Source organism: Solwaraspora sp. WMMA2059 (assembly GCF_027497315.1).
Taxonomy (GTDB): domain Bacteria; phylum Actinomycetota; class Actinomycetes; order Mycobacteriales; family Micromonosporaceae; genus Micromonospora_E.
In genome coordinates this window covers 438,758-463,954 of record NZ_CP114908.1, presented here as the reverse complement: position 1 = coordinate 463,954, position 25,197 = coordinate 438,758, and the positions used below count along the sequence as shown (strand labels likewise).

General features: G+C 70.0%; 29 protein-coding genes and 4 pseudogenes. 15 read left to right on the top strand and 18 right to left on the bottom strand.

The window, feature by feature from the left end:
- Positions 1 to 239: 239 nt before the first annotated feature.
- On the bottom strand, positions 240 to 581 hold the full coding sequence (locus O7553_RS02170) for a hypothetical protein (protein WP_281553222.1): 342 nt from the start codon (positions 579 to 581) through the stop codon (positions 240 to 242).
- 62 nt (positions 582 to 643) lie between these two features.
- Positions 644 to 1,468 (bottom strand): alpha/beta hydrolase, encoded by an 825-nt coding sequence (locus O7553_RS02165; protein WP_281555426.1) that lies wholly within the window; start codon positions 1,466 to 1,468, stop codon positions 644 to 646.
- Between the two features lie 356 nt (positions 1,469 to 1,824).
- Here O7553_RS02165 and O7553_RS02160 point away from each other — a divergent pair, with 356 nt between their 5' ends.
- Positions 1,825 to 2,862, top strand: a complete 1,038-nt coding sequence (locus O7553_RS02160; protein WP_281553221.1) for an NAD(P)-dependent alcohol dehydrogenase — start codon at positions 1,825 to 1,827, stop codon at positions 2,860 to 2,862.
- Positions 2,863 to 3,022: 160 nt separating this feature from the next.
- Here the strand turns inward: O7553_RS02160 and O7553_RS02155 are convergent, their stop codons facing one another.
- The 4 genes from O7553_RS02155 to O7553_RS02140 all read right to left on the bottom strand — a co-directional run bounded on the left by O7553_RS02155 (position 3,023) and on the right by O7553_RS02140 (position 7,885).
- Positions 3,023 to 5,233, bottom strand: a complete 2,211-nt coding sequence (locus tag O7553_RS02155; protein ID WP_281553220.1) for a hypothetical protein — start codon at positions 5,231 to 5,233, stop codon at positions 3,023 to 3,025.
- Entirely contained in the window at positions 5,230 to 5,586 is a 357-nt protein-coding gene (locus O7553_RS02150) for a PadR family transcriptional regulator (RefSeq protein WP_281553219.1), read from the bottom strand. The genes O7553_RS02155 and O7553_RS02150 overlap by 4 nt, the downstream gene beginning before the upstream one ends.
- A gap of 85 nt (positions 5,587 to 5,671) precedes the next feature.
- Entirely contained in the window at positions 5,672 to 6,859 is a 1,188-nt protein-coding gene (locus O7553_RS02145; protein WP_281553218.1) for a CehA/McbA family metallohydrolase, read from the bottom strand.
- 348 nt (positions 6,860 to 7,207) lie between these two features.
- Positions 7,208 to 7,885 (bottom strand): class I SAM-dependent methyltransferase, encoded by a 678-nt coding sequence (locus O7553_RS02140; RefSeq protein ID WP_281553217.1) that lies wholly within the window; start codon positions 7,883 to 7,885, stop codon positions 7,208 to 7,210.
- Between the two features lie 105 nt (positions 7,886 to 7,990).
- Between O7553_RS02140 and O7553_RS02135 the strand changes: the two are divergent.
- A pseudogene (locus O7553_RS02135) lies at positions 7,991 to 8,720 on the top strand (helix-turn-helix transcriptional regulator).
- Here the strand turns inward: O7553_RS02135 and O7553_RS02130 are convergent.
- A complete protein-coding gene (locus O7553_RS02130) occupies positions 8,665 to 9,276 on the bottom strand; it encodes a hypothetical protein (RefSeq protein ID WP_281553216.1) in 612 nt (203 codons plus the stop codon). The pseudogene O7553_RS02135 and the gene O7553_RS02130 overlap by 56 nt on opposite strands.
- Before the next feature lie 301 nt (positions 9,277 to 9,577).
- Between O7553_RS02130 and O7553_RS02125 the strand changes: the two genes are divergently transcribed.
- Entirely contained in the window at positions 9,578 to 10,087 is a 510-nt protein-coding gene (locus O7553_RS02125) for a macro domain-containing protein (protein WP_281553215.1), read from the top strand.
- 81 nt (positions 10,088 to 10,168) lie between these two features.
- Positions 10,169 to 10,603, top strand: coding sequence for a VOC family protein (locus tag O7553_RS02120; protein ID WP_281553214.1), 435 nt, complete (start codon positions 10,169 to 10,171; stop codon positions 10,601 to 10,603).
- 69 nt (positions 10,604 to 10,672) lie between these two features.
- Here O7553_RS02120 and O7553_RS02115 read toward each other — a convergent pair whose 3' ends face one another.
- Genes O7553_RS02115 through O7553_RS02105 form a run of 3 tightly spaced genes read right to left on the bottom strand, consistent with a single transcriptional unit; the run spans position 10,673 to position 11,762 of the window.
- Positions 10,673 to 11,089, bottom strand: coding sequence for a type II toxin-antitoxin system VapC family toxin (locus O7553_RS02115; RefSeq protein WP_281553213.1), 417 nt, complete (start codon positions 11,087 to 11,089; stop codon positions 10,673 to 10,675).
- Between the two features lie 4 nt (positions 11,090 to 11,093).
- A complete protein-coding gene (locus O7553_RS02110; RefSeq protein WP_281553212.1) occupies positions 11,094 to 11,363 on the bottom strand; it encodes a type II toxin-antitoxin system prevent-host-death family antitoxin in 270 nt (89 codons plus the stop codon).
- Positions 11,364 to 11,384: 21 nt separating this feature from the next.
- Positions 11,385 to 11,762, bottom strand: a complete 378-nt coding sequence (locus O7553_RS02105) for a hypothetical protein (RefSeq protein ID WP_348651195.1) — start codon at positions 11,760 to 11,762, stop codon at positions 11,385 to 11,387.
- 50 nt (positions 11,763 to 11,812) lie between these two features.
- Here O7553_RS02105 and O7553_RS02100 point away from each other — a divergent pair, with 50 nt between their 5' ends.
- The 4 genes and pseudogenes from O7553_RS02100 (at position 11,813) to O7553_RS02085 (ending at position 13,503) form a co-directional block, all read left to right on the top strand.
- The gene (locus tag O7553_RS02100; protein WP_281553210.1) at positions 11,813 to 11,980 is read left to right on the top strand and encodes an NmrA family NAD(P)-binding protein; all 168 of its coding nucleotides are present in this window, start codon (positions 11,813 to 11,815) and stop codon (positions 11,978 to 11,980) included.
- A gap of 64 nt (positions 11,981 to 12,044) precedes the next feature.
- Positions 12,045 to 12,296: pseudogene (locus O7553_RS02095) on the top strand (NmrA/HSCARG family protein); the annotation flags it as partial.
- Positions 12,297 to 12,384: 88 nt separating this feature from the next.
- Positions 12,385 to 12,759: a hypothetical protein gene (locus O7553_RS02090; RefSeq protein WP_281555828.1), complete on the top strand. Its 375-nt coding sequence runs from the start codon at positions 12,385 to 12,387 to the stop codon at positions 12,757 to 12,759.
- Between the two features lie 183 nt (positions 12,760 to 12,942).
- Positions 12,943 to 13,503: a hypothetical protein gene (locus O7553_RS02085; protein WP_281553209.1), complete on the top strand. Its 561-nt coding sequence runs from the start codon at positions 12,943 to 12,945 to the stop codon at positions 13,501 to 13,503.
- Here O7553_RS02085 and O7553_RS02080 read toward each other — a convergent pair.
- Positions 13,459 to 14,577: a helix-turn-helix transcriptional regulator gene (locus tag O7553_RS02080; RefSeq protein ID WP_281553208.1), complete on the bottom strand. Its 1,119-nt coding sequence runs from the start codon at positions 14,575 to 14,577 to the stop codon at positions 13,459 to 13,461. The two genes, O7553_RS02085 and O7553_RS02080, sit on opposite strands and share 45 nt — an antisense overlap.
- 234 nt (positions 14,578 to 14,811) lie before the next feature.
- Positions 14,812 to 15,769, bottom strand: a pseudogene (locus O7553_RS02075) (WYL domain-containing protein).
- A 103-nt stretch (positions 15,770 to 15,872) separates the two neighbouring features.
- On the opposite strand from O7553_RS02075, the pseudogene O7553_RS02070 reads away from it, so the two are divergent.
- Together O7553_RS02070 and O7553_RS02065 are read left to right on the top strand one after the other, a co-directional pair.
- A pseudogene (locus tag O7553_RS02070) lies at positions 15,873 to 16,312 on the top strand (alpha/beta hydrolase); the annotation flags it as partial.
- Between the two features lie 23 nt (positions 16,313 to 16,335).
- On the top strand, positions 16,336 to 16,833 hold the full coding sequence (locus tag O7553_RS02065) for a YcxB family protein (protein ID WP_281553207.1): 498 nt from the start codon (positions 16,336 to 16,338) through the stop codon (positions 16,831 to 16,833).
- A 52-nt stretch (positions 16,834 to 16,885) separates the two neighbouring features.
- Here O7553_RS02065 and O7553_RS02060 read toward each other — a convergent pair whose 3' ends face one another.
- The gene (locus tag O7553_RS02060; RefSeq protein ID WP_281553206.1) at positions 16,886 to 17,833 is read right to left on the bottom strand and encodes a WYL domain-containing protein; all 948 of its coding nucleotides are present in this window, start codon (positions 17,831 to 17,833) and stop codon (positions 16,886 to 16,888) included.
- A 63-nt stretch (positions 17,834 to 17,896) separates the two neighbouring features.
- Here O7553_RS02060 and O7553_RS02055 point away from each other — a divergent pair, with 63 nt between their 5' ends.
- Together O7553_RS02055 and O7553_RS02050 are read left to right on the top strand one after the other, a co-directional pair.
- Positions 17,897 to 18,838, top strand: a complete 942-nt coding sequence (locus O7553_RS02055; RefSeq protein ID WP_281553205.1) for an alpha/beta hydrolase — start codon at positions 17,897 to 17,899, stop codon at positions 18,836 to 18,838.
- Positions 18,839 to 18,903: 65 nt separating this feature from the next.
- A complete protein-coding gene (locus tag O7553_RS02050; RefSeq protein WP_348650010.1) occupies positions 18,904 to 20,304 on the top strand; it encodes a DM9 repeat-containing protein in 1,401 nt (466 codons plus the stop codon).
- Between the two features lie 67 nt (positions 20,305 to 20,371).
- Here O7553_RS02050 and O7553_RS02045 read toward each other — a convergent pair whose 3' ends face one another.
- Complete coding sequence (locus tag O7553_RS02045) at positions 20,372 to 21,316, bottom strand: NAD(P)-dependent oxidoreductase (RefSeq protein ID WP_281553204.1); 945 nt, start codon at positions 21,314 to 21,316, stop codon at positions 20,372 to 20,374.
- A gap of 70 nt (positions 21,317 to 21,386) precedes the next feature.
- Between O7553_RS02045 and O7553_RS02040 the strand changes: the two genes are divergently transcribed.
- Positions 21,387 to 21,824, top strand: a complete 438-nt coding sequence (locus O7553_RS02040) for a MarR family transcriptional regulator (protein ID WP_281553203.1) — start codon at positions 21,387 to 21,389, stop codon at positions 21,822 to 21,824.
- Here O7553_RS02040 and coaD read toward each other — a convergent pair.
- The 4 genes from coaD to O7553_RS02020 all read right to left on the bottom strand — a co-directional run bounded on the left by coaD (position 21,766) and on the right by O7553_RS02020 (position 24,429).
- Positions 21,766 to 22,275 (bottom strand): pantetheine-phosphate adenylyltransferase, encoded by a 510-nt coding sequence (gene coaD, locus O7553_RS02035; protein WP_281553202.1) that lies wholly within the window; start codon positions 22,273 to 22,275, stop codon positions 21,766 to 21,768. The genes O7553_RS02040 and coaD overlap by 59 nt on opposite strands.
- A gap of 5 nt (positions 22,276 to 22,280) precedes the next feature.
- Positions 22,281 to 22,868, bottom strand: a complete 588-nt coding sequence (locus tag O7553_RS02030; protein WP_348651187.1) for an HD domain-containing protein — start codon at positions 22,866 to 22,868, stop codon at positions 22,281 to 22,283.
- Positions 22,869 to 23,343: 475 nt separating this feature from the next.
- Positions 23,344 to 23,787 (bottom strand): hypothetical protein, encoded by a 444-nt coding sequence (locus O7553_RS02025; RefSeq protein ID WP_281553201.1) that lies wholly within the window; start codon positions 23,785 to 23,787, stop codon positions 23,344 to 23,346.
- A 48-nt stretch (positions 23,788 to 23,835) separates the two neighbouring features.
- Positions 23,836 to 24,429 (bottom strand): XRE family transcriptional regulator, encoded by a 594-nt coding sequence (locus tag O7553_RS02020; RefSeq protein WP_281553200.1) that lies wholly within the window; start codon positions 24,427 to 24,429, stop codon positions 23,836 to 23,838.
- 168 nt (positions 24,430 to 24,597) lie between these two features.
- Between O7553_RS02020 and O7553_RS02015 the strand changes: the two genes are divergently transcribed.
- On the top strand, positions 24,598 to 24,843 hold the full coding sequence (locus tag O7553_RS02015) for a toxin HicA (protein WP_281553199.1): 246 nt from the start codon (positions 24,598 to 24,600) through the stop codon (positions 24,841 to 24,843).
- Positions 24,843 to 25,187, top strand: coding sequence for a type II toxin-antitoxin system HicB family antitoxin (locus O7553_RS02010; RefSeq protein ID WP_281553198.1), 345 nt, complete (start codon positions 24,843 to 24,845; stop codon positions 25,185 to 25,187). The genes O7553_RS02015 and O7553_RS02010 overlap by 1 nt, the downstream gene beginning before the upstream one ends.
- Positions 25,188 to 25,197: the final 10 nt, after the last annotated feature.

The following is a 25,197-nucleotide window of genomic DNA, read 5'->3' as shown; positions in this document are numbered from 1 at the left end:
GACCGGACGTACTTTGGACGGGAGCGTACGCGCGGTCCCGTCCACCGGCCGACAATCGTGCACGACTGTTGAGCCGCCGTTACCCTCGCGTAACTCTCCCGCGCGGGAGATCACCCGCGGATCCGCAGGGTCGCTCCCGCCGCCGACCCTATAAGGGGCGGCAGCGGGTCGTCGGCGGTTCACCCGGTCGTGACCGGGGCAGGTGACGGCACGGTCGGTCGCGGTACGGTGGCGTGGCGTCAGCGCCAGAAGACGGCGACGGCGGCGTTGACCAACGTCAGCACGATGATCGCCAGGAAATGCCCCTTGTTGACCGATTCGCGCTTACGGGAGAAGAAGACCATCGCCAGGATGGCGAGCCCGAGCACCAGTTTGGTAACGAGTTTCGCCGGGGCCGGCTCGGCGCCGTCCCGCAACGGCGCGGACAGCCCGATGCCGGTGACGACCTGGATCACCGCGCCCCAGAGCATCGCCGGGTTGATCCGGATGCGACCGCTGAACCACTGGGCGACAGCCCCACCGAGTAGCAACGCGAACCCGATCAGGTGGGCGTAGAGCAGTACGAGTCTGAGAGCTTCCACTTGCTCATCCTCGCGCACCGTGCCGTTCCCGGCCGCCCCCGGGTCCGGCACGTCCTACCCAATCAGAGCAGCGGGCAGCTGTCGATGTACTCGGAGAAGGCGCGGTCGTCGGCCGGCGACGGGCAGAGGAACTGCTCGTACCGCAGGTCGTCGTCGACGAACCGCTTCAACCAGGCGACACTGGACGAGGCGATCGTGGCATTCGGGATGTTGGGCGCGAAGTGGCTGGCACCCCGCAGTTCCAGATACGCCGACTCGAGGTCGTCCGGGAAGCTCGCGTGGAACCGTTCCGAGTGGCGCCGTACCGAAGCGATGCCGTCCCGCTCTGCGCCGATGATCATCGTCGGCACCTGCAGGTCGGACCAGTTCTTGGTGAGGTTCCACGGGGTCAACGGGATGGCTGCCCGCAGTTCCGGCCGGGCGTCCGCCGCTTCCAGAGCTCCTCCCCCACCCATCGAGTGTCCGATAACTGCCAACCGGTCGGCATCAACCCGGTCCTGCACCGGACTGTCCTGAGTGAGGAAGTCCAGCGCGGCCAGCATCTGCCGGCCCCGACTGGCCGGCTGGTCGGTCGTCGTGTTCGTGTCGATGTTGAACACCACGAAGCCCTGCGACGCCAGCCTCGGCGCCAGCCACGCCATCGACGACTGCCGGGCGGTGAAACCGGGCGCGATCACCACCCCGCCGAAGGTGCCCTCCGTGGTCGACGTCGGGAAGAAGATGGTCCCACCCCCGAAGCCCGAGGCCTGGGAACGACGTACCACCGTCTCGTCGATGTCGAACGGACCGTTGGCCGCCGTGATGCTGGCCGCCGACGGCGCCGGTCCCCGCTCGAACGGGCTCTCCGCCGCCTGCGCGGTCGGCGCCAGTACGACGCCGGCGGAGATCGCCGCCGCCGCCGCGCCGCCCACGAAGAGGTTCCGCAGCCGGAGCCAGCCCGGCCGGTTGCGCGGGCGGCGCCGCCGCCCGCGCGGCGACCGGTAGGCCGCCGTCGATGCTGTCTGTCCTGTCACGATCCTGCTGCCCTTCCTCGTCGCCACAGGGGTGTTTACGCAGGTCAATAGGGTTGTCCTGCACCTGTCGCAACTCGGGGTACGGCGGTCGGACACCGGCGGATCATGGGATTGGCCGAACGTCTGAACACCTCGGTACGGACAGCCAGGTACCGCTGCTGTCCTGGTGATCGGAGGTGGTCCCGCTCCCTCTCAGCACGCTCACAGCGTGCCTGCACCATCATCGCCACATGCGAGCGGTGATGTTCGACGCGTACGGCCCGCCCGACGTACTCACCCAGGTCGACCTGCCGACCCCCGTGCCCCGTGGCGACCAGGTGCTGGTCCGGGTGCACGCCACCACTGTGACGTCCGCCGAGTGCGGGATGCGCCGGGGTGAGCCCCGGTGGGGTCGGGCGATCATCGGTCTGCGGCGCCCCCGCAAGGGGATCCGGGTGCTCGGGCTGGAGTTCGCCGGCGAGGTCACCGCGACCGGGCCGGCGGCCAACCGGTTCCGGGTCGGCGACCGGGTCTTCGGCTTCACCGGCTTCGGCGTCGGGGCGAACGCCGAGTACAAGTGCCTGCCGGAGCGGGCGTCGATGACGACGATGCCGGCGAACGTGACGTATCCGCAGGCGGCTGCGACCGTCGACGGCTTCACCACCGCCTGGCACTTCCTGCACGACCTGGCCGACCTGCGTCCCGGTCAGAAGGTGCTGGTCGTCGGTGCCTCCGGCAGCATCGGCACGTACGCTGTCCAGCTCGCGAAGCATTTTGGCGCCGAGGTGCACGGCGTGTGCAGCGGCCGCAACGCCGAACTGGTCGGCTCGCTCGGCGCACACCGGGTGTTCGACTACACCGCCGAGGATTTCAGCGCCAGCGGCGAACGCTACGACGTGGTCTTCGACACCGTCGGTCGCAGCTCGTTCGCCCGGTGCCGGCCGGTGCTCACCCGGCGGGGCTGCTACCTGCCGACGACCGGGCTGATGACGAACAGCCTGCTGGCGGCCGGCACGGCCGTCGCCGGCGGCCGGCGGATCCGGACCGGCATGTCGGTACGCAAGCACGCCGCCCTGGCCGCGCTGCGGGACCTGCTCGGCGACGGCCGGCTCCGGGTCGTCATCGACCGCAGCTACCCGTTGGCCGAGATTGTCGAGGCCCACCGATACGTCGACAGCGGGCACAAGGTCGGCAACGTCGTGATCACCGTCGTGGACGGCGACGCCTCGCCTGAGTCGCGCCGCGCCGGGCACACGGCTCGGGAACCCAAGGTGTCTCCGCAGAGTTGATGCCACAGGTGCATCAAAATGCACCTGTGGCATCAACCCCGAACCGATGGCGTGACACTGCGTCGAGGTGGCGGACGACAACCCGGGCCGGCGTCGTCGTTACCCCCGGCCGGAGGCCCGCCGATCCGCAGCAGGTCCTGACCGGGCATCAGCGCCCGATTCAGGCCGACGGATGCTGAGCGGGTGCCAGGCTGTCGTGGGTGTCCGGCGCGGTTGCCGGTGCCGACCGAGCGCGGTCGAGGCGGGTGGCGGCGACGTATCCGAGCAGCAGCCCGACGGCGATCGCGCCGGGCAGGTAGGTGATGCCGTCGTAGGCTCGCCCGTACTCCATCGGGAAGAGCGCGAGCCGGGACAGGGCAAGTGCGGCAAAGACCGTGCCGGGCGTGATGAGGAACCCGACGATCAACAGTGGCACGGTGAGAAGCAGGTGCAGGCCGACGCGTCGCGGGGAGGATGACCGGCTGTGTATCCCGACGACGGCCCAGGCCGCTGCGGGGACCGCGAAGGCTACGGGCAGGGTGACGACCAGGAAATCGATCAAAGGACGTTGCCCGTTCAAAGTGGGTTCGGGCGTGTACTGGAAGAAGAGGACACCACCGACTGCCGTGGTGAGGGCGAGAGCGGTTGGCAGCCGCCAGAACGGCCGGCGCGGCCGGCGCCTCGACGTGGCCAGGACACCCATGACGGCGATCACCGTCAGTACGGTGGGCAGGCCCACCGCGACCAGCAGCAGGGACGGGGGAGCCGATACCCCGGGCACGATGTAGAGCCGGGCCAGGAAGCCGCCCGGGACGAGGAACGCGGCCAGCACCGTGATGGTGACGACGAGGCGACGTGGTCGCGCGGGCGGCCGTCTGGTCATGGCCGGACGGGTCGAAGCCGCCCAGACCACGATGCCGACAACGAGCCCACCCGCAGCGAGCCAGGGCAGCAGCCGAGCATCCGCCCAACCGCCGCGCACCACCACCATGTTGACTCCCAGCAGTACGACCGAGCCGGCAAGCGTCGGTCGCAGTGGTCGGCCTCGGTAGGCGGCGGCGCACAACAGGCACAGCGCGGCACACACGATGCCGCACAGTTGCAACTCGTGCATCCACACCCGCCCCTCCTGGGTCGACCACCCCTGCCAGCCGGCGGGCTCCGAGGACGGCCATGAGCCGTTCGGTAGAGGGCCCGTCCAGGAGTTCTGTACCCCGATGTTGGGGGTCAGGTAGGCCAAGGTGACCGCCCAGGCCAGGACCGAGTAGACCGCACCGGCGAGGGCGGTGCGGTGCCACCACGGGCCACGTGCGACAGCCGGGGTCTGGCTGGTCAAACCTGTGCTGGTCACGGTCGGGCTGGTCACGGTCGGGCTGATCCGTTCGGACCCACGCTGACCGGGGATGCCCCGGCCGGGATCGGGTGCCGTCGACGTGCTGGTCGCGGCGGCCTCGATCGGCCGGGCGAGTCTGATCGCGTGGGCCAGGGCAAGCACCACCGAGACGAGGGTCAGATTGGGCAGGATCGCCAGGGCAGCCTCTATCGGCAACGAGGTGTCGAAGGCGTCGTACGTCAACAGCAGGATCGGTTCGCGTACCAGATTGGTGAGCCACCACCAGGGCTGACCCGCCGCTTCGGCCGGTGTCTGGGGTGCCACCAGCACCATCGTGTAGGCGCTGACCAGCATCAGGGCGGGAGCGGCCAGCACGGCCAGGCCGACGGCCGACACCAGACGCCTGCGGCGGGACAGCGCCGCGACGCCCGCCGCCACCGGCGGGAGCAGCACCGACAGACACAGTGCCACGACGACGGCGAACCAGGAGCCGTCCCAGACCCTGTTCGCACTACGGGCCAGCACATCGAGGGTGAGCAGGCCGGCTGTCACGGGTAGGGTCGCCCACCCACAGCCTGCCGGGCTGACCGGCCGGCCGGCACGTCGTCGCAGCAGCCGCCGGGCCAACAGCGTGCCGACGACTGCCGCGATAAGGATGTAAGCCACATAGCTCACGACGAAGAAGGTAATGACCGAGGCCATCGGTGTACGCGCCACCGCGTCGGTCGGCCAGGCCAGGGAGGACACCGCCATCGCTGCCGTGACCAGCACGAACAGCGGCGCAAGGAACAGCCATCCCGCGTGTATCTGGGTGGGTGAGGGTCTGGGCAGCCGGGGCAGCGGTACCGGATCCGCACCCGGTGGGCGGGCGAGCGCGAGACTGGCCGCGAAGCGGAGCTGCCGCCACTTCCGCAGCGCAGCGACAGCGCTTTCCTCATGGCCGAGTGCGTACAACTCGCCGGCCCACTCCCGGCTCATCTCCTCGCGCAGGTGTGCCGGCCAACGCCGTGCCGCCACGGCCAGCAGCCAATCGGCGATCCGCTGCGTCAAGGTGCTCACCACCCCGGCGCCGACGTGAAGGTCGCGGCGTCGGCGGCCCGGGTGCCACCGGCGCCGCGCGGGCGCAGTTTCGCCCGCAGGGCGGCGAGCTCGGCGCGGGCCGCCACCGCCCCCTCCGGCGTCAGGCGGTGGTAGCGCCGGGCAGGCCGTCCTTCTCTGCTGGGGTCGATGTCCTCCCAGTCGGCCCGTAGCCAGCCCGCCTCCTGCAGCCGGGCCAGGATCGGATACAAGGTGCCGCTGGGCTGGCCGGTGGCCTGCATGAGTTCCAGGCCGTACCGGCCGGCCTGCGGATCGTCGAGTAGTACCGCCAACACCTGAGCCACGCTGGTGGTGACCCGGACACGCTCAGTCATACGTGGACCATACTCGGTCCTCTACATAGGGGCTATCCCTCAAACTGGTCCGGGTGCCTACCGACGTTGCCTCCGCAACCTCTGATCAGGGCTGCAGCCACCATGGACTGCTGTACGCCACCCCGAAGTCGTTGCACGGGTGCCCGGCCGGGCCGGGCGTCGGGTTGGCCAGCTCCGGGTCGGAGACCCGCAGCACGATCCAGTCGCCGTCGGCGACGTCGAGCGGCACCGTGAAGTCGGCGACCGACCCGGAGACGGTGTCGACGACGTCGACGACGGTCGGCACCGACGTCCCGGGACGCAGCACCTGGATCCGCAGCGGCTTGCCGTCCCAGACCGCTCCCCGGTCCAGGTCCACCTGGAACCGGACGTCACCGGCGGCCAGACCGAGGACCCCTCCCATCCGTACGCCGTTGGCGGCCGCGTCGAGCCGCAGGCCGGACACCCGGGTGGCGAAACAGCGGCGGGCCGCCATCGCCTCGAACACCGCCGCGCGGGTGTTCTCGGCGACCCACAGACCGCTTCGGCCCTTGCCTTCGTGGAAGCCCCAAGTGGTGCCGTGCTCGTCGGTGACCCCGGTCAGACCGGGCCGCCAGCCGGCGTTGAGGCAGGCCACCAGCGGCGATGCCACCCAGGACGACCAGCCCTCGAACAGGTAGTCGTCGGTCCGGTTGAACATCTCCAGGCCGACGAGCTGCTGCCGCGCCGAGGCGTCGTACGAGAAGTTGTCGAACCGGCCGATCTCCCGGCCCGGGTGGTTGAAGCTGGCCAGGCCGCCGGGCCGACCGGTCAGCCACCGGTAAAGGCTGCCGGGGCTGCCGGCCCGCAGCAGGTCGGCGAAGTCCGAGGTGTTCCACACGTTGATGTGACCCTGCAACGGGTGCGACCACTCGAAGCCACGGATCGCGGTGAACTGACCGGGGTCGTCGGCCGCGTTGGCGAGGTCTCCGGTGGCCCGCCACTCGGACTGGCTGAGCCCGCTGATGGCGAACATCGTCGCGTGGTCGGTGAGCGCGGCGACGTCGAGCCCGGCCTCGCGCATCGAGGCGAACGCGTCGTCGGCGCTGCCGTCCCCGTCGGACATGACGGTGTGGTTGTGCAGGTCGGCGTGGACCAGGGTGGTCCCCTGGCTGATCCGCGACGCCCGGGAGGCGCCGGGTGCGGCCACCGCCGTCGCGCCGGCCGACGTCGCACCGGCTGTCATCGCGGTGGCGGCCCGCGCGGTGCCGGGGACGGCGGCGAGCATCAGCATGCCGCCGGCGGCGGCCAGCATCGATCTGCGTCCGAGGCCACCGGCCGGGTGCGAGGCGGGGTCGATCTGGCCGTACGGTATCTGGCCTGTCTGGTGGTCGTCGGGTGTGTGATGGCAGCGGTGGGGGCGTGATCCACTCATGCCAATCATTAGATCGATATAAGTCTTTCCAGCGCGCTGCGCCGAGTTGTCCGGCAGACGAACACCGCACGTCTCACCCGCCGACTGTGGTTCAGCATGATCACTCAACCTGCAGCTGGGAGAGCATCGGCGTGGCGCCCAGCAGAACGTTAAGTGATCATGGGGGCAAAATGCCTGACTGGCGCGACCCACTTGGCGCCTGGGCAGGGTGCTACCGCGCCGCCGGCCCTATTTGCCACGCTCCGTCGGGCCCATGGCGCGGTAGAAGACGAAGCTGGCGATTCGACCGAGTCGACCGCGGCTGCGGCCGTTCTCCGTACCGCCGGTAAGGCCGGCCTCGGCCAGCGCGGCCAGCACCCGCTCGGGCCGGCTGGCCACCAACCGGGGGTCGTTGTGCAGACATCCGGACCCGTGGCCCGGGGCCGTACCGTCGATGTCGACGACGTGCAGCTGACCGCCGGGGCGCAGCACCCGGCGGACCTCCCGCAGCGCGCGGCCCCGTTCCTCATCGGACAGGTGGTGCATCATGAGCGCGGACAGCACCCGGTCGACGCTGGCGTCGGGCAGCGGCAGGTCGCCGGCGAAGGCGACCTCGTAGCGGATCGGCAGCTTGGCGCGGGCGGCCTTGCGCTGGGCCAGCCGCAGCGCGCCCTGGTCCGGGTCGATGCCGACGGCATCGACGTCCGGCTGCCGGCGCAGCAGCGCCCGCAGCAGGTTGCCGGTGCCGCAGCCAATCTCCAACACACGCTGGCCGGGCCGGATCTCGGCCCGGTCGAGCAACTGCTGGTGCATCCTCCCCACGCCGACGAGCCGGCTGAACGGGTCGTAGATCGGCAGCAACCACTGCCGCCCCATCGCGGGCAGGTAGTGCTGGTGCGGACGACTGCCGCTGCCCTGTCCGGTCATGTCACTCTCCTAATGTCGGACGAGATTCGGTCACTCTTCCCAGCATCGGCCACTGACCGCAGCGCGACATCGGTGAGGGTGTGAAGACGATGCGACAAAGTTCGGATCCGGCTTCCCGCCGACGCGCACACCCACGAATTCGTCGCGCTCTGCTACGCCGAAGGACCGACGCAACGGTGTGCATCGACGATCGGACCTGGCCGGTGACCGACGGGGGATCTGCTCATCGTCGCCCCGGGCCAGGTCGTCTCCTTCGGCGAACGGCCCGAACAGCTCGACATCGACGGCTGGGTGGTGTGGTTCCCCGCCGACGCGGTCCGGCCCGGGACCGCCGGGGCGTACGCCTCGTGGCGGACCCACCCGCTGCTGTTCCCGTTCGCCCGGGGCACCGACCGGGCGCAGCGGCTGCACGTACCCCCGGACGACCGGGCGACCTGGTCCGGGCGCTTCGCCGCGCTCGCCGAGGAGCTGCGGGTGCGACGCGACGGCCACCAGGACGCCGCGCTCGCCCATCTGACCCTGCTGCTGGTGGAGGCGGCCCGGTTGTCGACCAGCGTCGCCGACCAACTGCGCGCCTCGGACGAACCGCTGCTCGCGGCCGTCTTCGACCTGAGCGAACGGCGCATGCAGCAGGCCCGCGTGCTGCTCACCGAGACCTCGCTGACCGTGGCCGCGATCAGCCACCGGGTCGGATACCCCGACGTCAGCTACTTCATCAAGCGGTTCCGGGCCGAACACTCCGTCACCCCCGGCGCAGTGGCGGGCCGCTGCTTCTTCCGTTACGGCAACTGCTTCAGCTCGTCGACAACGGTCCGCCGCACCACCGCCTGGCTGAACGTCACCGTGCCGACCGGGATGATGCTGTCCGGCACCGCCGTGGTGTACACCGACCGCGACCCGAGGTAGGTGTGGTCCTCCCGGTCGAAGATCCACTCGTGGCGGACGCCGGTGCCTTCCTCCACCCGGGCCACCGCGACGCCGCTGCGACCGATCGCGTCGGTCCCATCGTCGCCGATGGTGGTGAACGCCTGGTGGTCCGGGTGGTTGCCCTGCCCCCGCGTCTCGGCGTAGATCCACTCCAGCAGCACCTCCGGATCGATCGGCAGCGTGGTCAGCCGGTCGTACGCGCCGAAATGCGGCACCGCGTCGCTGTCGAGGGCGATGCCGGCCGGCTCGTTCAACTCGTCGACCAGCCAGCCACGGTGGCCGTCCGGCGACAGCCGCACCTGACGCTTGTGCAGCCTTGGCGTACCAGTCGGGGTTTCGCCGGTGTCCGCGTTGAGGGCTTCGTACGTGTCGGCGATCTGGCTTTCGATGTAGATGAACTGGTCCGGCCGTACCGGGCCGGTGGCCCGGGTGGCGGCGACCAGCGCGATCTCGTCGAGCAGCACCGTCGCGCCCTCGGCGGTGCCGGCGTCGGGTCGGCGACCTGCGCCGGGCCGGCGGCGGACTGGTCGGGACCGGCGGTGGTGCCCGCTGGGCCGGCCGGATCGCCGCCGGGGTTCAACGCCAGGCCGACGACGGTCAGACCGGCCAACGCTCGCCGAAGGCGGCGGGGTCACCGGCCCGCGTCCGGGCGCGTAGGACCGTCGTCATGTCCTGTGTCTGTCCGCCACCACCGGCTAGGTTCCCGCTCGGCGGGTCACCACAGCGGCAGCTTCATATTCCCGGCCGGTGTGCCAGGATCGCGTCGTGGCAGTCATCGAGGTCGTCGTCGGCGACATCACCCGTGTGGACGTCGACGCCATCGTCACCGCCGCCAACGAGTCACTGCTCGGCGGCGGTGGTGTCGACGGGGCCGTCCACCGTGCGGCCGGCCCCCGCCTGGCGCGGGCCGGCGGCGCGATCGCCCCCTGCGAGCCGGGCGACGCCAAGGCTACGCCGGCGTTCGACCTCGACCCGCCGGTACGGCACGTCATCCACACTGTCGGGCCGGTCTGGGAAGGCGGCGGCCACGGCGAAGCCGACATCCTGGCCTCCTGCTACCGGCGCAGTCTGCGGGTCGCCGATGGACTCGACGTGCGGGCGATCGCCTTCCCCGCGATCGCCACCGGCGTGTACGGCTTCCCCGCCGACCAGGCCGCCCGGATCGCCGCCGTGACCCTCGCGGCCACCCCGACCACCGTCGAACGGATCCGGCTCGTAGCGTTCGACGAGGACACCGCAGGGCACCTCCATGCCGCGCTGGCCTTCAGCTGCTGATCCGACGAGAGGCATCAAGCCGATGTACCGCCGGGGCGTGCCCAGGGCGGACGAGGAAGGAAACACCTCTATGGTGGGCTGATGGCGTCGGTCAAGCAGTTCCAGATCACCTTCGACTGCGCACGACCGGAGCGCGTCGCCCGCTTCTGGTGCGAGGCGCTGGGGTACGTCGTACCGCCGCCCCCGAAGGGGTTCGCCGGTTGGGACGACTTCGACCGCGCACTGCCGCCCGAGCGTCAGGGCTCGGCGTTCGCCTGCGTCGATCCCACCGGGGTGGGTCCACGGCTGTTCTTCCAGCGCGTGCCCGAAGGCAAGACCGTCAAGAACCGGCTGCATCTCGACGTACGGGTCGGCACTGGTCTCGTCGGTGACGAGCGCGTGGCCGCACTCGAGGCCGAATGCGCCCGACTGGTCGCGCTCGGCGCGGTACGCGTACGGCTGCTGCGCGCCGACGGTGTCAGCGAGTCGTGCCTCGTCATGCAGGACGTCGAGGGCAACGAGTTCTGCCTCGACTGAGCAGGAGGAGACGGGTGACCGCCGACCGTACGCGGATCCGGTGACCCGCGACGGCCCCGGTAGGAATGGTCAGGGACGCGGAACCGACCGCACGTCGACCAGGTCGGCCAAGCCGACGAAATCGTCCGGGTTGGTCGTGTAGAGCGGTAGCCCGTTGACCGTCGCCACCGAGGCGATCATCAGATCGGCGAGCCGACGCCGAGGCTTACGGCCGGTGCCGAGCACGGCCGCGCAGATCATCCCGTATGCACGGGCGGCCTCCGCGTCGAACGGCAATGGGTCGAAGGTGGCCTCGGCGTGCTGCAGGACGTTGAGTCGCCTCGCCCGCTCGGCCGGGTCATCGGTGTGATGCGGGCCGGCCGACAACTCCGCGAGGGTGACCGCGCTGATCACGAGTTCGTTCGGCAGGTGGTCGGGGTCGAGCGCGGCCAGATGCACGACGATGTTCGTGTCGATCAGGCCACGACCCGCAGGTGCATCAGTCAAGTTCTCACCAGTCACGATCGAACGGATCCTGGTCGACCGCGTCGTCGAGGTCAGCCCGGAGCCGCTCTGCGTCGAGGACGGGGGCAGTGGCGAAGGCCGCCATCGCCTCGGCCCGTGGGACGAAGGTCCGTCGGCGCAGTGGGATGAGCCGGGCGATCGGGGTGCCGTTGCGGGTGATGACGTACGACTCGCCGCGCTCGACGCCGCGCATGATCGCACCGGACTCGTTGCGTAGCTCGCGCTGGGTGATCTCTCTCGGCATCGGTTCAGCCATAAGCACAGCCTAACAGCTGTGCTACGAGGTGCTACAGCCTCGCCGCCAAAGCCCGACCTCCTGCGGGCTCAGCCGTCGCTGGCCGTACGGCGGCAACCTCGCCAAGTTCGGCCAGCACCCCGACCTGCGGGCGTACCTGCTCGCAATCAGCCGTTGCGCCTCGGCCGCGCTGGCCGATTCCGTGGCCAGCGCGATCGCGTTGACGAGGGTCACCAGGTCGGCCATCGCGACGTCCGGGCGTACGGCTCCGTTGTCGACGGCCCGTCGCAGCAGCGGTTCGCCGGCCGCCACGAGCATCGCGCAGCAGGACTCGTCCTCCGGTGGCTCCTGCAGCAGCGAGGCGACCAGGCCACGGGTGGTCGCGTTGTACGCCGCCAGCTCGCACAGCCAGGTCGTCAGCGCCTGGCCGGCGTCCGGCGGGGCACCACCCCACTCACCCAGGAGGAAGCTTGACCGTCCTTGTCATCGGCACGACCGGCAAGCAGGGCGGGGCCACCGCCCGGGCCCTGCTCGACCGGGGTGTCGCGGTGCGCGCCCTGGTCCGGGGCGACCTGGACGACCCCGCGTCGCTGCTCGCCGCCGCCACCGGGGCCGACGGGGTCTTCTCCATCCCGTAATCTGCAGGGCGACGCCGAGCTCCGCCGGGGCCGCAACGTCGTCGAGGCCGCCCGCAAGGCCGGCGTGGCACAGTTCGTCCACAGCAGCGTCGCCGGCGCTGGCGACTTTCACCGCAACCAGCCCGGCTGGGCCGAGGGTCGCTGGGAACGGCACTACTGGGAGAGCAAGGCGGCCGTCGACGAACTGGTACGCACCGGCGGCTTCGCCCGTTGGACCATCCTCAAGCCCGCGACCTTCATGGAGAACCTGATCGGCTGGTCCTACATGTTCGGCGACTGGTCCAGCGGCACCATCGTCACCGCCTTCGCCGAGGACACCCGCATCGTCTGGGTGGCGGTCGACGACATCGGCCACGCCGCGGCCACCCGCCTTCACCACGCCGGGCACCCTCGACGGTCTGGACGTGGAACTCGCCAGCGACCTGCGTACGATGACCGAGGTCGCCGCGATCCTCAGCGAGGTCACCGGTCGGACCGTCACCACCCCGGTCCTCACCCCGGAGGAAGCGGTGGAACGCGGGCTGCCGCCGTTCGCGGTCAACGCCGCCGAGCAGATCAACGAGAACGGCTCCCCCGCGTGTCCGGAGATCGCCCAGGCGCTCGGCCTGCCCACCACCGACCTGCGCACCTGGGCCCGACGGACGTTCTCCCGACCCGCGCTTGTGGAGGTTCGTCACCTCGATGATGCCCATGGGGACCAGCGTGGCCCGCCGCCGGGGTTGCCGGATCGCCCAGCCGGCACCGAGGTCGGTCGATCCGCGCATCAACCAACCGGTTGACCCCGCAGCCCGGCCGCTGCTGCGCTCCGGCGGCGGGGTCGCTGTCATCACCAACGGTAGGCCGCTGTGGTTCAGCTCGGACCAGGCCGGGTCCGGTTTCACCGGACCCCCTTCGGGCCGTGGCCGGCGCAATACGACGTTCGTCCCGTTGGCCGGCGCGCCGTCCGTCCCTAAGGTGCGACCATGGTCAAGTTCCGGTCCCGCCTCGCCTTCATAGCCGCCCTCTCGACGATCGCCCTGGCCGGGTGCGCCGATTCGGGCTCCCTCACCGAGCCCGACGATACGACCGCCAGTCGCGACGACGGGACCGCTGCGGCTGCCGACACGCAACCGGGGTCCGACACCCCGCCCGGCGACGGCTACGAGCGATCAGACGAAGGCACCGGGACGGTCACCATCGCCGGCACCACCCACGAGGACTTCGAGGGCGAGTGCGAGTTCACCAGGAGTTTCGGTGCGCAGCCCGTCCCGGATCCGTTCGCCGAGGACGTCCGGCTCATCCTCGGCGTCGACAACTTCGACTCCGGCGACCCCGACGCCCAGTCGTTCACCGCCATCTCAAATCGGTCGTTCCGGCACGTCAACAGCGAAAGCGGCTTCAAGAGCACCTTCGACTCGATCGACGTCACCGGGCCGGTCACCGAGGGCACGAGTGCGGACATCGCACTGGTGCGGCTGGTGGGCTCGACCAGCGCCGGCTCATCGGTCGAGATGGAGATCGTCTGCGTTCTCGACAAGCCGTGACTCCTGGAAACCATCCGGCCCGCCCGTCAGCCGGGATCCGAGCAGCGCCGCAACCAGAGCCGCCCGGGACTGCACGCCGGCAACGCGGAACGTCGCCTCCAGGTGCTTGCGCACCGTGGAGGCGGTGATGCCCAGCGCCCTGCCGATCTGCGCGTTGGTCGCGCCGGCGATGACCAGCCGGGCGATCTCGGCCTGCCTGCCGGTCAGGCCCAACTCCTGGCAGCGGCGGCGCCGCACGGCGTCCCGGTCGCGGAACATCAGCGAGTACGGGCCGACTGCCGTCGTGGCGACCATCGCCTCGACCGGGCAATCGGCGGCACCGAGCTGGATCGGTCTCGTCATCCTGCCGACCTGCCAGCGCGACCCGATGGTCTCGCGGAGCCGCCGCCAGAACGACGTCGAGGTGAGGTCGGCTCCAACGCGCAGGTCGAGCCCGAGCCGGTCACCGATCGCCACTGCCTCCACGCTCGTGGTCAGCACCGTGCCGCCCTCGGCGAGCCGGACCCCGGTCCAACCGTCCGCTGTCAGGAGGAGGTCGTTGGCGCGGGCCCGTCCCGACCCGCTGACCAGCCGGTGCAGGTTGATCAGGTGCGGACGCAGGTCGCCGAGGACCTGATGCTCGTCAGCGCTGAACGGAGTGCCGTCGCGGTTGACCGTGAAGGCGGTCACCAACCCGGGCTGGTTGAGGACGCCCAGTGCGACCTGACTCTCGACGCCGTTCACGGCGTAGAACTCCCGGAAGAGCTCGGTCTGGCGGAATGTGTCGTCCGGGTCGACGTCCGCCCAGGACACCACCGAGCCGTCGCCGCTAGACATGTGGGCGATCAACGGGTTCTCTAGCGCGAGGCGGCCGAGCAGTGCGGCGTGCCGCTCGAACCATTCGACGCCCGGGTACGGCCACAGGTATCCGGACACCATCTTGGTCCTGAGGTTGACCTCCGTGTACGACGTACTGACACAGGGCACGAGGCGGAACAGTTCGCGACAGCCGGCCTCCGCGAACTCACCAAGGTCGCGGGTCCGGCTGATCGCCTCGACCATCGTCAGGATGGCACCCGACCCGGGGGTGGTCATCGCCGTACCACCGGCACCCGGTCGGTGTCGGAGAGGCGCGACGGTAGGAGGCAACCAACGATGCTCACCCGCACAGTGTGCCCGCCCCTCGCACCTAACGCTCAGTAGCGGTAGTGACGATTGACAGCGCCCAGCACGATGACCCGGCGCTCTCCTACCTGCATGACAGATCTGTCCAGAATCGGGAGTAATGCAGGATGCGCCGCCGCAAGTCACTCCTCGTCACGGTATTCGCTAATCTGTCCGGCGCTGGTTCGGTCGTCCGTCCAGCGGCGGCGGGTCCGGCGCGGGCGAGAGAGCCGCGCTGAAGCGGGCCGCGACCGTGGCGACGGCCGCCCGCAGCTCGGGGCCTTCTTCCACAGTAAAGTCGAACGGAACGGCAGCCAGCCACTCCTGGGCGTACATCGCGGGGTTCCGGGTGCTGCCGACCAGAACGCACCGGTCGCCGGCCGGAGTGAGGCGGCCCATTGGTGGCCGGATCCACGGTGCGACCCGCTCGTGCGGCGCGTGGAACACGACCCGGGTGCGGTACTGCCAGCCGGCGCCGAGATGGACCTCCAGCGCGGCGACCGGGTCCAGGTCGTCGGGCGGGGTGAAGCCGTGCGGCAGCTGCCGCACGGCCCGGACCCGGTCGATCCGGTACGTGCGTACCGCGTCGGCGCGGTGCGAGTGGCACAGCAGGTACCAGCGCCTGTGCCGCACCACGACCGCCCACGGGTCGACCTCGGCGTCCCACTGCTCGCCGCTGCCGCCCCGGTAGGTGATCAGGACGCGGCACCGCTCGGCGACGGCGGTGACCAGGGCGTTCGTGGTGGTCGGGTCCGTACGGGCCGAATGCCGGTCGGGGGCGGCCGAGGCGTACCCCCGCAGGGCCGCCGCCTGCCGTCCGATGTTGTCGGGCAGCGCCCGGATGACCTTGCTGAGTGCCGCGCCGATCGGGTCGTCGGGGTCGATCGCGGCGGGCTGCCCGTCGAGTACGGCCATGACCAGGCCGAGGGCCTGTTCCTGGGTGAAGACCACCGGCGGCAGCCGGGTGCCCCGGCCGAGCCGGTAGCCGCCGTACGGGCCGCGCACCGATTCGACCGGGATGCCGGCCTCCCGGAAGGATGCCGATGTAGCGTCGCGCGGCCCGCTCGGTCACGCCCAGGGCGGCGGCGAGCTGGTCGGCGGTGGTGCCGGGGCGTTCCCGCAGGATTTCGAGCGTCCGGACGGCGCGGGCGGTCGGCTCGGTCCGGTGCGCACGACGCAGACAGTACCGGAAGTAGAACGTCCGGAATCGCCGTTAGGTTGAGCCCATGACCGCAGAACAGATCGTGCTCATCGGTGGCTTGTGGCTCGACGGGTCGGCGTGGACCGACGTCGCCGCCGAGTTGGAGAAGATGGACCGGCGTCGGGTGCCGGTGACCCTGCCGGGTCAGGCGACGGGAACACGTCGGCGACGCTCGCCGACCAGTTGGCCGCGGTGCTCGCGGCCGTGGACGCGGGACCGGGCAGGTCGGTGGTGGTGGGGCATTCGGCGGCCTGCACCCTGGTCTGGATGGCGGCCGACGCCCGGCCCGAGCGGGTGGCGAAGGTCGTGCTGATCGGTGGCGTCCCGGCGGTCGACGGAGACACGTACGCAGACTTCTTCGAGGTCGACGCCGGTGTCGTGCCGTTTCCGGGCTGGGAGCCGTTCGACGGCGCGGACGCGGCCGACCTGGACGAGCAGGCCCGGCGGGACTTCGCGGCGGCGGCGGGTGTGGGCACTATCGTGCTGGCGTGCGCATCCGTTTCGACGTCCCCGCCGATCCCGACTACCCGGGTAAGGCGGCCGCCGCGCTCAGCCGGGTGCGGCTGGCCAAGTACGGCTACATCGGCGCGGTCCTGGCGGCGACCGGGGTGGCCGCTTTCGTCGGCGGGCGGGAGTACGGCTGGGGCGAGCAGTTCTCGCTGCTGTGGATGTCGCTGGTCACCGCCGGTGTGCTGTCGATGCTGTACGGGCCGTGGGTGCGCTCGCGGGCCCGGCGCCGGTCCGGCGAGTACGCGGTCGACGGCGGCTACGACATCACCGACGACACCATCACGATGCGCAGCGGTACGGAGTTCAGCGACATCGCCTGGGACAGGGTCAGCAAGGTGCTCGACACCCCCGGCTTCTGGATCGTGTACGTGGGCCGGATGCCGGCGACCGTGATCCCCCGTGAGTTGATGTCCGCCGACGACGTCGAGACGTTGCGGGACTTCATGGTCAACCGCGGCCTGCTCCAGACCGGGTGACGACGGGCCTCCGCTGGCGCAGGCGCTCTCAGCCGTACCGCTCGACGGGCTTTCAGCCGTACCGCTCGACGAGCCCGGTGCCGATCGCGGCCAGGTGGTCCCGCACACCGGCGGGGCCGGTCACCTCCAGCCATTCGACCTGCCAGGCGAGCTCGCCGGCGAGCGTGTACTCGCTGTAGCCACGGATCACGACCTCGACGCGGCCGTCGGCCGTGGGGCCACCCACCTCGAGCCGGTCGCCGAGCGCCATCCGGAGCGTGCCGATCCCGTCGGGCGCGCAGACCGCCTGGATCTCGACGGGCATCCGCCTGCGGTCGACCTCGTCGGCGATCTCCCGCCAGCTCTCGGCAAGGTCGAAGTCCGCGGGTCGGTGCACCGGATCGTCGTAGGGGTCGACGGACGAGACGCGGTCGATCCGGAAGGTCCGGCGGCCGGTCCCGGTGGTGGCGACGAGGTACCACCACGGATTCTTGGCGACGATGCCCAGCGGGTGGACGGTCCGCTCGCTCACGGTGCCGGTCCTGTCGACGTAGCCGAGCCGCACCTGGACGCCCCGGATCACCGCGTCCTGGAGTTCGTCGAGGAGGCGCGGCGGCGGGCGATCGGCCCGGCCCGCCCCCCATCGTTGCGGGTCGATCGCGATCGACGACGCTGCCGCCTCGGCCGGCGCCCGGAAGGGCTCCGGCAGGGCCTGGACGAGCTTGCGCAGCGCTGCTTTCACCTCCGGTGTCGCGGCCGAGGCCGGGCCGGCGACCAGGAACAGGGCGCGGGCCTCGCCTGCGGTCAACCCGGACAGGTCGGTACGGGCACCGCCGACGAGGCGCCAGCCGCCGCCCCGGCCCTGCGTCGAGTACACGGGCACCCCGGCCATGGCCAGGGCGTCGAGGTCGCGGCGGGCGGTGCGTTCGGAGACCTCCAGCTCCCGGGCGACCTCCGCCGCGGTCACCTGCTCGCGCTGTTGCAGCAGCAGGAGTACGGCCACCAGCCGGTCGGTTCGCATGCCGCCAAGATTGTCAGATAGACCGGTCATGAGGTGACCGGTTATGGTCGGCAGGATGGCGACATGAACTTTCCCGAACCCAGTCTTGTCCCCGTCAACGGTGTGAAGCTCGAAGTCTTCGAGGCTGGCCGGCAGAATGCCGGAAAGCCGATCGTGCTCTGTCACGGCTGGCCGGAGCATGCCTACTCGTGGCGTCACCAGATGCCGGCCCTCGCTGAAGCGGGCTACCACGTCATCGTCCCGAACCAGCGCGGCTACGGCAATTCGTCGCGCCCGAGCGAGGTGACCGACTACGACATCGCGCACCTGTCGGGTGATCTCGTCGCGCTGCTCGATCACTACGGGTACGACGATGCCACCTTCGTCGGCCACGACTGGGGTGCGATGGTCGTCTGGGGGCTGACCCTGCTGCATCCGGACCGCGTCAACAAGGTGATCAACCTGAGTCTGCCGTACCAGGAGCGCGGCGAGACGCCCTGGATCGAGCTGATGGAATCCGTACTCGGTGGCGACTTCTACTTCGTCCACTTCAACCGGCAGCCGGGTGTCGCGGACGCCGTGTTCGACGAGAACACCTACCAGTTCCTGCGCAACCTGTACCGGAAGAACCTGCCCCTGATGGAGCCTCGGCCGGGCATGGCGTTCATCGAGCTGGCCAGGGCGGCAGCACCACTCGGTGAGCCGGTGATGAGCGACAGCGAACTGGCCGTCTTCGTCGCCGCGTTCGAGTCGACCGGGTTCACCGGCAGCATCAACTGGTACCGCAACCTCGACCGCAACTGGCATCTGCTGGCGGACGTCGACCCGATCATCCGACAGCCCACCCTCATGATCTACGGCGACCGGGACACGATCGCCAAGTCCGCCAGGCTGGCGGAGTTCGTGCCCAATGTGGACGTGGTCACCCTGGACTGCGGGCACTGGATCCAGCAGGAGAAGCCGGAAGAGACGACCCGGACGATCCTGACCTGGCTTGAACAGCAGGACGCCACCCGGGACAGGTAGACCCTGACGGCGTCCTGACGACCCAGGGTGGCCGTCGGCCCGAGGAGCTGAACTATCCTTCATGGATGGAAGAGCCCGAAAGCGGATACCGTTGGGAGACCGCCAGCGCAGGACAGATCCCGGCCGGCGCGGCACCCCACGGCTACGAGGAGAACGGCGCGCTGCTCTGGGTGTGCCGCGCCGAGCTGCACGGGGGTATGCACCCGGGCCGGGTCCGTCCTGATCTTGGTGCCGCCCTTATCGCCTGGGGCGGCGCGGAGGTCAGCGTCGACGAGTACGAAGTGCTGATGGATCGCGGCGTCTGGGGCATCGGGTCAGACGGCGCAGTGCCGTCGGACGCGACGCCGGTGGGCCGGGAGCACAGCGGCGAACCGCTCTACGTCGCCCGTGCCGCGGTCGCGCCCGGCGCGCTGCACGTCGGCAAGGTGCGGCCCGCTTTCGGCGCGGCCAACATCGGGTACGGCAAGAACGAACGCACGGTCGCGACGTACGAGGTGCTGCTGGACCCGCAGCCGGCTCCTGCCGCACATGTCGACGACCGCACCGGCGTCCAGATGGAGCCCACCTACGCCGACTTCGGCACCGACCCGGCGCGCACCGGCAACGTGACCATCACCGGCATCGACCGGTCGTGGAACGCCGACGGTCACCTGGCCATCAATGCATGCGGCTCGGTCGAGCTGGAGTTCGACGTACCCGATCCGGGCGTCGTCGGCGAGGCATGCGTCGCCGTCGTGGCGCTCGCGTCGATGCTCTCCGGCTCGCCCGGACACGCCCCGCTGACCGTTCGCCTCAACGGCAGGCCACTGGCCGACCGGCTGCGGATCCCGAACGGTGGCGGGCTGCCGCAGCGGCTGATCTTCGCGGTCTCGGCCGAGGATCTGCTGGCCGGCCGCAATACGCTGCGGGTGGAAAGCGGTGGCGACGCCAAGAGCATGCTGTGGCTGTACCGGGTGACGATCGACCCGATGCACGCACATGACCAGGCCAGGTCGGCGCTCGAAAGCCAGCTGATCGCAGATCCGGTGCTGAGGTACGCCACCAGCCGGGGTGAGGTCACTCTCTTCATCGACCGGGGCGAGCATTGCCTGCTCGAGCACGTGGCCTGGGCGGACGAGTCCGGCGCCGAGTACGCCGTCACCTTCGAGGCCCAGCAAGCCGCCTTCTACGGCTGGTGTCGCCGGCCGGGCAAGCGACCGAAGGAGTTCCGGGGCCAGCTCATCGAACGTAGTCCCGCCACCAGGGATACCTCGCGATACGTGGCCCAGGAAGGCTGGGGTGGTGGCTGGTATCCCTCGCACGACCTCCTGCTCGCGGTGGGGGTGGGTGGTCGCCCGCTCACCCGGTTGGCCTGGCGCGACAACCGGGGCGGAAACGGCACGATCGCCTTCCGTGACGACACCTTCCTGGGGACCCACCAGCGGGTCGGAGAGGGCCCTGTCGGCTACCGGGGCCGAATGAGGTAGGAGCATCGCTGCCGGGCATCCCGGCCAGGCCGGACCACACCCCCTCACCCACACAGTCGGCCGGGAGCTACCGCTGGTTTCCCGCGCGCAGCCAGGCGATGTAGTCAGCGGCAGCCGCGGCGGTGTCGTACTGGGGGTTGAATCCGGTGTCCTCGCGCAGGCGGGTGATGTCGAGCCAGCTCACCGGGCGGCCTCCGCCCGAGGCAAGTTCGCACTGGAAGCCGGGCTCGACAGAGGCGATCGCGGTGACGACGTCGGCGTTGCTTGTGGCGCGACCAGAGGCGACGTTGTACGTGGAGTTGGTCAGCTTCTCGGCGAGCTGCAGCAGCGCGAGTGCGCGACCGGTGTCCTTGACGTAGAGCAGGTCGAGAGCGTCTTCGGCGTGCGGCGGTGCGAGGAGTCCGGACAGGTCGGGTTCGCTGCGCCGGGCTGCGGCATGAGCCAGGGAGGGCGCGGCGAAGAACGGGTCGGGCAGGTGTCCGCCGGGACCCCAGGTGCCGCAGATGCGGGCGTTGATGATGTCCACGTCGGTCACGTCTGAGAGGTGGCCGGCGAGGAGTTCGGTGATCTTCTTGAACGTCGGGATGGCGTGGACGTGCCCCAAGGGGATCGGCACGTCCTCGGTGAGCGCACCTTCAGAGGTGAAGCCGTAGACGCCGATGGTGCTGGCGGTGACGACGCGGCGCACACCCCAGGTCTGCGCGACGCGGACGATGTTGAGGAACGCCTCCAGGGCTCCTCCCGTCGCTCCGATCGGGTCGACGTCGGTCGCCGGCCAGGGCAGGGCGAGGGCGAGGTGCACGATTCCGGTGATCGGGTACCGCCGGCCGACGGCGAGCAGCGCGTCGAGGTCGGCGACGTCGGCCTGGACGACGTGGATGGGCAGGTCCGCCAGGTGTGGGGGGATTTGGGGGGTGCGGCGCTGGAGCAGGACGCACTCCTCGCCGGCCTCGGCGAGGGCGCGGACGGTGTGGGAGCCGATGAACCCGACCCCTCCGGTAACGATGATCATGACAAGCCTTTCGCAGTAAGTCTGATCGTCAGCGGTACTGACGATCAGACTATGCCCTAAGATGGGAGCCGTGTCCACCGAGCCGAGCGCCACCGCTGACCCGCACGAGGTCCTGGGGTACCTCCTCAAGCACGCGGCCCTGAAGCTCACCGCGTTGACCGACGCAGCGCTCGAGCCACTGGGGATCGACAGCAAGGACTTCGGAGCGCTCCGGGTCCTGGCCCACCGGGAACCGACCTCGCAGCTGCAGGTGGCGCAGACCCTCGGTATCGACCGCACCACGATGGTCGCCTTGCTGGATGTACTTGAGCGCAAGGGCATCATCACGCGACGACCGGACCCCACGGACCGGCGCAGGAACGTCGTTGAGCTCACCGAACAGGGGTTGCAGACCTACGACGCGGCACAGGTGGCGTACGGGAAGGCCGAGAGCGCGTTCCTGGCCGGGATCAGTCCGAGTGCGACAAGTCAGCTTCGCCGGACACTGCGGACCCTCGTGGAGAACTGACCCGACCCCCAGCGTCGTACGACGCACGGGCCGACTTCGCCGCATGCTGTGCTCGTGCGACGGTGGACGAGATGGCGGCCAGCTGCGGACGGGTCGGCAACCAGACGGTCCGGACACCGAGCCGCTCGTTCATCGCGGCGAGCTGGTGCTCGTAGTGGACGTCTGCAGCCGTACGCACGCCACGGACGATGACCGTGGCACCACGGCGCAGGCAGTAGGTGGCGGTCAGGCCGGCCCACGCGTCGACCTCGACGTTGCCCCAGTCCGCCGGGAGGGCGTCGCGCACGCGTACCGCCCTGGCCGTGGCCTCGGCGGTCGGTTGCTTGTCGGCGTTCACCGCCAGCAGCACGATGATCCGGTCGAACATCACCCGGGCACGGGCCACCAGGTCGCCGTGCCCCGGGGTGAACGGGTCGAACGTACCGGGATAGACCGCCAACGAACCGCGCACCGACGTCAGCCGTCCGTGATGGGGTAGCTGTTCTGGAAGGCGAGCCGCTGGTCAGCGTCCGCCGCGATGCCGTCAAGGTGATCGTCGAGGTTGACGAAGGCCTGCCAGGGTTCCTGCCCGGAGGCGGCAGCGAGACGGTCGACGACGAGTTGTTCGAGGTCGACGACCCGTTTGGCTTTCCAGATCTTGTCGGCGAGGCTGACGAGCAGGTCTTCGCACTCGATGCCGGGCGACTGCCAACTGGCGTGCGTCGCGGCGAAGCGTGCCAGGTACGGATCGATGCCGGCGTCGAGCAGAAGCTGTTGACCGGCCGGCTCGTGCCCCGAACCCGGCCCGGAGAGCTCCGCCACGTGAACGGTCTTGCCGATGTCGTGGGTGGCTGCGCCGAAGAGTACGGCGTCGCGGTCGACGGTCAGGGTCGGGTAGTGAACGGTCAGCCAGTCCGTGAGCTGGGCGGCGACGTCGTGTACGGCGCGCAGATGCGCGGCCAGCCGCGGCGGCGCGTCGAGCCTGAGCAGAAGGTCACCGACCGGAGCCGGCAGCGGCCGCAGCGGCCGCAGCGGCGGATCATCCAGGGCATGGCGCAGCGTCAACGGCATATCTGCTCCATGGCGCTCGGCTGTTGGGTCCCGGCGAACAATCGTAGGGCGCAATCAACTGACCACGTGCCGCCGGTAGCGCGCAGCCCGCTGATCGGTCCGCCAGCACCAGGGGCGTTCGGGCAGTTCGACCTTGCGTCGTACGTTGGCCGGGCATCTGGTGTCCGAGGGGTACCGGACAACCTGGACCGATCGGGTGGTCCTGATCCCTGAGGGTGAAACCGGCTGACCGCGTGGATGCCCGCAAACCTGCGCCTGACCTGGGCGGAGGCCGCGGAGCCGGAAACGATCGAGGCCCAACTTTGTCCGGAGCGTGCACCCGCCGCTCAACGTTCGCGGAGTCGAGGCCGGGCACCTCCAGGCGGCTGTGGTCGCAGCCCGGAGCTCGTACAACTCCAGCAGCCGCTTCGGATGCTCCGTCGAGGTGACGCCTACGCACGTCAAAATTGCCCCGTGAGGTGTCCGAGCGTCACCTCGATGCACGTCGGCCGTCAGCCGCGCTTCGATGGGCATCTGATGCGGGGGTGGGCAGATCGTCGAGGGTCACGGTGCCGTGCAGCAGCTCGACGACTCGGTCGGCGCTGATCACGCCCCGCCGGTAGGCGCGCATCGCCGCCTGCGCGTACGCCGGGGCGAGCGCCGGCGACCGAAGCTCCTGCGCGAACCGCGCGCCACGTACCTCGATGTAGTCGCCGACGGTCGGCCGCTGCGCCTGCAACAGGTCGCGCTCGGCCCGGGATATCAGTTCCAAGGTGTACGCGTGGGAAACAACCGCCGACCAGTTCACCCGATACTCGGCCGACAGGACGAACAGTCGTTGACGGGGGTAGTCCCACTCGCCCGACAGCTCGGCCCAGCGGGACCTGACTGACGGCCCGGGCATCAGGAAGTGGATCGCGAAGGCGTCGATCAACGCTTCCCGCTCGGACCGGCCGGAGCCGCCACTGACGTCCGCCGCGTACTAGTCGGCGAGCAGGTGGTGACCGAGCTCGTGCGCGAGATTCACCCGCCGCTGACCGGCGATCGCGGCACCGTTGACCAGCGCCACGCCCACTTGACCGGTCCGCAGATAGCCGCCGTCGATCACCCCCGGACCCAGGTCGAGCGAGAACGCGAGCAGGCCCAGCCGCTCGACCATCGCCTGCAGGTCGACCAAGGGGCCGTCTCCGCAGCCGAGCAAGGCGCGCGCTTCGGCCGCGCCGGCTTCCGCTTCGGCGAGTGTGGTGACGCCCGATTGCAGGCCTGTGGCCGCCATCGTCAGTGCTCCGACGTCGGACAGCAGCTCGACGTCGCGGCTCACGCGGTCCAGCGCGTCTTCCAGTCGCTGCACGCCATGGTCGGCCGAGATCCCGGCCCGCCTGCTGACGAGGGTCTCCGCCGGGACGGTGAGAAACCACTCGACGGTACGGCCGAGCAGCTCGGCGATCCGCGACAGCTCGAGCGCGTCCAGTTGACGCTGGCCGAGCTCGACACGGGTCAACGCCGAGCGGTGGATGCCGAGTCGTTCGGACAGCTCACGCTGGCTGAACCCGGCCAGCTCGCGGGCGGCTGCCACCCGGCCACCCACCGCTGTCCAGCTTCGCAGCCGTGCACGCATCACAGCCCCACTCCCGCCTCAATGGTGCGAAAATCGCACTACTGAAGGATAGATCGGCAAGATCTGGTACGCCTTGCATACCTCGACAGGTTGCAGGTGTAGTACCACCAGCGGTACCATCGACCCATGCCGTCCGTAGAGAAGCTCGTTGAAGCGATGCGAAGAAGCCAGCAGAACATCGCCTACAACGACCTCTACCGGGTGTGCGAGCACTACTTCGGGAAGCCGCGACAAGACAGCAGCTCCCATGCCGTGTTCAAGATGCCCTGGCCGGGCGACCCTCGAGTCAATATCCAAAACGACAAAGGAAAGGCCAAGGCGTATCAGGTGCGGCAGGTGCTCAAGGCGATCGAGAAGAAGGAGGTGCTGTGATGCAGTCCGCTGACCGGCCCAAGGTGTCTCACTTCACCTACCGCGTCACGTGGTCGGCCGAGGACGGCGAGTTTCTCGCTACCTGCGCCGAGTTCCCATCCCTCTCGTGGCTAGCATCCACCCAGATCAAGGCTCTCCAGGGAATCCAGGATCTACTGCGTGAAGTGCTCGCCGACATGGAGGAGCAGGGCGAGCAGGTGCCGCAGCCGTTCGCTGACCGCAGCTACTCAGGCAAGTTCAACCTCCGCGTCGGAGAGAGCCTGCACCGCGAACTGGCTATCCGCGCCGCTGAGGATGGCATGAGCCTCAACCAGTACGTCTTGCGAAAGCTCAACGCTGCCTGAACATAGAGCT

Coding starts and splice junctions, on each gene's coding strand:
- O7553_RS02160 (WP_281553221.1), top strand. CDS start 1,825: ATGCGAGCGGTGATGTTCGACGCGTACGGCCCGCCCGACGTACTCACC.
- O7553_RS02150 (WP_281553219.1), bottom strand. CDS start 5,586: ATGACTGAGCGTGTCCGGGTCACCACCAGCGTGGCTCAGGTGTTGGCG.
- O7553_RS02145 (WP_281553218.1), bottom strand. CDS start 6,859: ATGCTGGCCGCCGCCGGCGGCATGCTGATGCTCGCCGCCGTCCCCGGC.
- O7553_RS02140 (WP_281553217.1), bottom strand. CDS start 7,885: ATGACCGGACAGGGCAGCGGCAGTCGTCCGCACCAGCACTACCTGCCC.
- O7553_RS02120 (WP_281553214.1), top strand. CDS start 10,169: ATGGCGTCGGTCAAGCAGTTCCAGATCACCTTCGACTGCGCACGACCG.
- O7553_RS02110 (WP_281553212.1), bottom strand. CDS start 11,363: ATGGCTGAACCGATGCCGAGAGAGATCACCCAGCGCGAGCTACGCAAC.
- O7553_RS02085 (WP_281553209.1), top strand. CDS start 12,943: ATGGTCAAGTTCCGGTCCCGCCTCGCCTTCATAGCCGCCCTCTCGACG.
- O7553_RS02080 (WP_281553208.1), bottom strand. CDS start 14,577: ATGACCACCCCCGGGTCGGGTGCCATCCTGACGATGGTCGAGGCGATC.
- O7553_RS02060 (WP_281553206.1), bottom strand. CDS start 17,833: ATGCGAACCGACCGGCTGGTGGCCGTACTCCTGCTGCTGCAACAGCGC.
- O7553_RS02055 (WP_281553205.1), top strand. CDS start 17,897: ATGAACTTTCCCGAACCCAGTCTTGTCCCCGTCAACGGTGTGAAGCTC.
- O7553_RS02050 (WP_348650010.1), top strand. CDS start 18,904: ATGGAAGAGCCCGAAAGCGGATACCGTTGGGAGACCGCCAGCGCAGGA.
- O7553_RS02045 (WP_281553204.1), bottom strand. CDS start 21,316: ATGATCATCGTTACCGGAGGGGTCGGGTTCATCGGCTCCCACACCGTC.
- O7553_RS02015 (WP_281553199.1), top strand. CDS start 24,598: ATGCCGTCCGTAGAGAAGCTCGTTGAAGCGATGCGAAGAAGCCAGCAG.
- O7553_RS02010 (WP_281553198.1), top strand. CDS start 24,843: ATGCAGTCCGCTGACCGGCCCAAGGTGTCTCACTTCACCTACCGCGTC.